Source organism: Achromobacter sp. (genome assembly GCF_057314935.1).
Genome location: NZ_DBHKZA010000046.1, coordinates 1 through 5,061, shown reverse-complemented (window position 1 = coordinate 5,061; position 5,061 = coordinate 1). Strand labels below are relative to the sequence as shown.

At 66.1% G+C, this 5,061-nt stretch carries 5 protein-coding genes; all 5 read right to left on the bottom strand.

Annotated features, from left to right (window positions below):
* Positions 1-158: 158 nt before the first annotated feature.
* Positions 159-347 (bottom strand): hypothetical protein, encoded by a 189-nt coding sequence (locus ACO6D5_RS17710; RefSeq protein ID WP_035212795.1) that lies wholly within the window; start codon positions 345-347, stop codon positions 159-161.
* Between the two features lie 257 nt (positions 348-604).
* Positions 605-1,978: a THUMP domain-containing class I SAM-dependent RNA methyltransferase gene (locus ACO6D5_RS17705; protein WP_485826097.1), complete on the bottom strand. Its 1,374-nt coding sequence runs from the start codon at positions 1,976-1,978 to the stop codon at positions 605-607.
* Between the two features lie 526 nt (positions 1,979-2,504).
* Positions 2,505-2,933, bottom strand: coding sequence for a CopD family protein (locus ACO6D5_RS17700; protein WP_175216749.1), 429 nt, complete (start codon positions 2,931-2,933; stop codon positions 2,505-2,507).
* Between the two features lie 64 nt (positions 2,934-2,997).
* Positions 2,998-4,449, bottom strand: a complete 1,452-nt coding sequence (locus ACO6D5_RS17695; RefSeq protein WP_485826081.1) for a bifunctional 2-methylcitrate dehydratase/aconitate hydratase — start codon at positions 4,447-4,449, stop codon at positions 2,998-3,000.
* 73 nt (positions 4,450-4,522) lie between these two features.
* The coding region (locus tag ACO6D5_RS17690; protein ID WP_485826080.1) for a citrate/2-methylcitrate synthase at positions 4,523-5,061 on the bottom strand (539 nt) is incomplete at its 5' end.

Genomic DNA, 5,061 nt, shown 5'->3' with positions numbered 1-5,061 from the left:
CCTCCCCTTGGGGCGGCCCGGCGGGAGGCGCCCTCCACGCTTCGCGATGGGGAAGGGCGAAAAAAAACCCGCCGGTAAGGGCGGGTCTATAAAAGGGGCTATGCAGCCCCCAAGGGGAAAATCTTTCGGGCCTTAGCGCTTAAGGCCCAGGCCTGTCTTTAGGCTGCGGAGTGCGCGTTCTTGGCGCTCGTCTTGCCAGCCAGGGCCTTCACGCCGTGGGCCAGCTTACGCAGGCCTGCGGCCAGCGCCCGCATCGGGTGCGGACGGAATTGTTCTTCAATAGCCTGGAGCATCAGTTGGCGCTCGAGTTCGTCGGTCAGGCGGATGGTGTTGTTCGGGTTGATCACGTTAGCCTCCACGGGCTTGCACAGTTGTTTGCTACTAGGGATAACCCGAATTATAGGGTTTACCCTGAAACTGTGCAAGAGGGAGGTGCAAGCATGTGCAACTTGGCAACACCTTGGTGCTGATAATGCCCCAAAACCGCGCGGCGGGGCACCATAAGCAAAGATACGCGCACCATGTTGCGGCGCTTTTACAACGCGGCGGACCAAGGGGAAAGCGGCTGGCGCCCGGGGGGAAAGCCGCCCGGGCGCCCTTGCGATCAGGCGTCGCGGTAGCCGGCGGCGACCAGTTCGAAACCGAACAGACGGCAGTCCAGCGCGCCGTTGTGCAGCGGCACGCGGCGCTTGGGCTTCAAGCGCATCTGGTTGGGCAGGGTCAGGTCGCTGGTGATGACGTGCAACTGCCAGCCGGCGAAATTGCGCTTCAGGCAGCTGGCCCAATCGCGCCAGAGGTCCGCGTCCTGCTCGGTCAGCATGCGCTCGCCGTAGGGCGGGTTCGTGACGATCCAGCCGTGGTCGGCGGGGGCCGTGATCTCGCGGGCATCGCCCACTTCGAAGCGGATGGAATCGGCCGTCAGCCAGGCGCGCTCGGCGTTGTTCTGGGCGAATTCGATGGCTTGCGGGTCCAGATCGTAGCCGACCAGCGGCGCGTCCAGCTGCGGCAGGATGCGCGAGCGGGCGTCGTCCTTCAGGTCGCGCCAGCGGTAGGCGTCATGGTCGCGCAGGCGTTCGAAACCGAAGGGGCGAGAGATGCCCGGGGGCACGCCCAGGGCGATCCAGGCCGCCTCGATCAGGATGGTTCCCGACCCGCAGAACGGGTCCAGCAACGGCGCTGCCGGGTCCCAGCCCGCCAGGGCCAGCATGCCGGCCGCCAGGTTTTCGCGCAGCGGGGCTTCGCCCTTGTCCAGGCGCCAGCCGCGCTTGAACAGCGATTCGCCAGAGGTATCGAGGTACAGGGTGGCGGTGTGGCCCGTCAGGAACAGGTGGACGCGGGCGTCCGGGCGCACCGTGTCGATGCTGGGGCGTTCGCCTTCCAGTTCGCGCAGGCGGTCGCAGATGCCGTCCTTGGCGCGCAGATTGCAGTACTGCAGGCTTTGCACCGGGCTCTTGATGGCCGAGGTGTCCACGCGCAGCGTCTGTTCGGCGCCAAACCAGCGTTCCCAGGGGGTGTCGCGGGCCAGGTCCAGGATGTCGTCTTCGTGCGAGATTTCAGCGTGCGCCACCTGGACCAGGATGCGGGTGGCCAGGCGCGAATACAGGTTGGCACGCTGCACGCCGGCCCAATCGGCCGTGAACGAGCAGCCGGCGCGGCCGGCCTTGGCGTCTTCATAGCCCAGCGCCTGCATCTCTGCGGTCAGGGCCTCTTCCAGGCCTTGCGGGCACGGCGCGAACACCGTGAACACTTCCGCCTGGCGCGGCTGGCGCGGCGCGCGGCTGCGGGTCTCGACGGTCGGGACGCGCTCGCGGGTATCGTCGCGCGCGTCGGCGTATTCCGGTTGGGCGTCCTGGCCGTGATCCGGCACGTCGTCGTGATCGGGTTCGGCGGCGAACTCGGGCGCGGGGCCGTCATCCTCGAACGGGTCGTAGAAGCGTCCCGCCGGCGTGGCCGGGGCAATGTACTGGTCGTCGCGCAGGCGCGGTGCGCGCTGCTGCGGACGCGGGGGGCGCGAGCTGGCGCCGGCGTTTGCGCCCGTGTCGCGGCGCGTGTCGTCGGAACGGCTGCGGGCGGCGGGGGCGCGGCCTGACGAGGCGCGGTCAGATGGCGCGCGATCGGACGAGCCTCGGCCGGACGCGCCGCGTTCGGACGGGCTCCGGCTGGGCGCGCCGCGATCGTATTGGCCGCGTTCGGAGGACTGTCCGCCGCGCGGCGCCTGCCCACGGGGGGCTGCGCCGCGGCCGCCGGCGGCGGGCTTGCGGGCGTAGCGCGCTTCTTCTTCCTGGCGGCGTTGGTAGCCTTCGGGGTCTTTCTGGCGTTCGACGTTTTCGCGGGTGCGCTCGATCTGCGCGACCAGGCGGGCGCGGGCGCCCGTGCGGGTGCGCTTGGGGGCTTCTTCGGCGCGGGCGTCGCGCGCCGTTTTCTTGATCGTCAGCGTCTTGCGCGGACGGTCGTGTTCATCAGAGGACATACGAATCCTGGCGAATGTGCAAAGGTAGGGGGAATCAGAAGGGTTTGACGACGACCAGCGCCACCACCACCAAGAGCAGCAAGACGGGAACTTCGTTGAACCAGCGATAGAACTTGTGCGAACGGGTGTTTTTGCCCTGTTCGAATTTACGCAGCATCAAGCCACAGGCGTGATGGTAGCCGATGACGAGCAGGACGAAAAAGAGTTTGGCATGCATCCAGCCGTTGCCCGGGCCCACGCCGATGCGATAGCCCAGGTATAGCCACATGCCGAACACGATGGCGACCACGGCCAGGATGGTGGTGAAGCGGTACAGGCGGCGGGCCATGCCCAGCAGCGTGGCCTGGACAGAGGCGTCCGTCTGCTGGGCCAGGTTCACGAAAATGCGCGGCAGGTAGAACAAGCCGGCAAACCAGGAAGCGATGAAGACAATATGGAAGGTCTTGACCCAGAGCATGGCCATGGCGCGATCCGATCGAGGAAAGCCGCATTGTAAGGCCGGTGCCCGCCTTCATCCGGCCCCGGAATCAGATCACATACAAGTCCACGTACTCGTGCACCGGCATGGCTTCCAACGCCTTCTGGTCCAGCGATACCTCCAGGATCCGGCGCTGCTGCTTGGCCGGGAATATGCGGGCCAGGTTGGTCCGGAACTTGGCCTCCAGCAGCGGGATGCCGTCCTGGCGGCGGCGCTTGTGGCCGATGGGGTATTCGCAGACGATCTCGTTTAGGCGGGAGCCGTCGTTGAACTCCACGGTCAGCGCGTTCGCGATCGAGCGCTTGTCCGGGTCGTGATAGTCGCGGGTGTACGCCGGGTCTTCCACGCAGACGATCTTGTCGCGCAGCGCGTCGATGCGCGGGTCGCGGGCGATCTCGTCTTCGTAGTCGCCGGCCGTCAGGCGGCCGAACAGGACGGGCACGGCCACCATGTACTGGATGCAGTGGTCGCGGTCGGCCGGGTTGTTCAGCGGCCCCTTCTTGTCGATGATGCGGATGCACGCCTCGTGCGTGCGGATCGTGATGGCCTTGATGTCGTCCGCGCTCTTGCCCTGGGCACGCAGAAGGTCATGGATCTGCATGGCGCATTCGACCGCGGTCTGCGAATGGAACTCGGCGGGAAACGAGATCTTGAACAGCACGTTCTCCATCACGTAGCTGCCATAAGGCCGCTGGAACTTGAACGGCTGGCCTTTGAAGAGCACGTCGTAAAAGCCCCAGGTCTTGGCCGTCAGCACCGACGGGTAGCCCATTTCGCCGGTCTTGGCGATCAGGGCCAGGCGCACGGCGCGGCTGGTGGCGTCGCCGGCGGCCCAGCTCTTGCGGCTGCCGGTGTTGGGGGCATGGCGATAGGTGCGCAGGCTTTGGCCGTCGACCCAGGCCAGCGACACGGCATTGATGACTTCGTCGCGGTCCAGTCCCAGCATCTGCGCCACGACGGCGGTGGACGCCACCTTGACCAGCACCACGTGGTCCAGCCCGACTTTGTTGAAGGAATTCTCAAGCGCGATGCAACCCTGGATCTCGTGCGCCTTGATCATGCCGGTCAGCACGTCGCGCATCGTCAGGGGGGGCTTGCCAGCGGCGACCGCGGTGCGGGACAGCCAATCGGCGGTGGCCAGGATGCCGCCCAGGTTGTCCGACGGGTGGCCCCATTCGGCGGCCAGCCACGTGTCGTTGAAATCCAGCCAGCGGATGGCCGTGCCGATGTTGAACGCGGCCTGCACCGGGTCCAGCTGGAACGACGTGCCAGGTACCTTGGCGCCGTTGGGCACCACGGTGCCGGGCACGACAGGCCCCAGCAGTTTCCTGCACGCCGGGTATTCCAGCGCTTCCAGGCCGCAGCCCAGCGTGTCGATCAGGCAGTTGCGGGCGGTTTCATACGCCAGGCCGCTCTGGATTTCATAGTTCAGAACGTAGTCCGCGATATCGACCAGCACCTGGTCGGGATCGGGACGCACGTTGGAGATCGGGGCAGACATAGCGGTACCTCTCCATAGAATGAATACAGGTGGCCATGCTGCGCCCTCGCTCTTGTCTGGCTTGCGCCGGGGCTTACTTGCGCTTGTCCAGCGGCACGAACTTCTGGTCTTCCGGACCCACGTAATTGGCGGTGGGGCGGATGATCTTGTTGTCGATGCGCTGCTCGATGATGTGAGCCGACCAGCCTGCGGTGCGCGCGATGACGAACAGCGGGGTGAACATGGCGGTGGGCACGCCCATCATGTGGTAGCTGACGGCCGAGAACCAGTCCAGGTTGGGGAACATCTTCTTGATGTCCCACATGACCGTCTCAAGGCGTTCGGCGATGTCGAACATCTTGGTGGTGCCGGCCTTCTTGGACAGCTTCTTGGCCACGTCCTTGATGACCTTGTTGCGCGGGTCGGACACGGTGTAGACGGGGTGGCCAAACCCGATGATAACTTCGCGGGCCTCGACGCGGCGGCGGATGTCGGCTTCGGCCTCGTCCGGCGTCTCATAGCGCTTTTGCACGTCGAACGCCACTTCGTTGGCGCCGCCGTGCTTGGGGCCGCGCAGCGCGCCGATGGCGCCGGCAATCGACGAGAACATGTCCGAACCCGTGCCGGCGATGA

What these genes read in the sequence shown, in the direction of transcription:
- ACO6D5_RS17700 (WP_175216749.1), bottom strand. Translation starts at nt 2,933, where the DNA reads ATGGCCATGCTCTGGGTCAAGACCTTCCATATTGTCTTCATCGCTTCC.
- ACO6D5_RS17695 (WP_485826081.1), bottom strand. Translation starts at nt 4,449, where the DNA reads ATGTCTGCCCCGATCTCCAACGTGCGTCCCGATCCCGACCAGGTGCTG.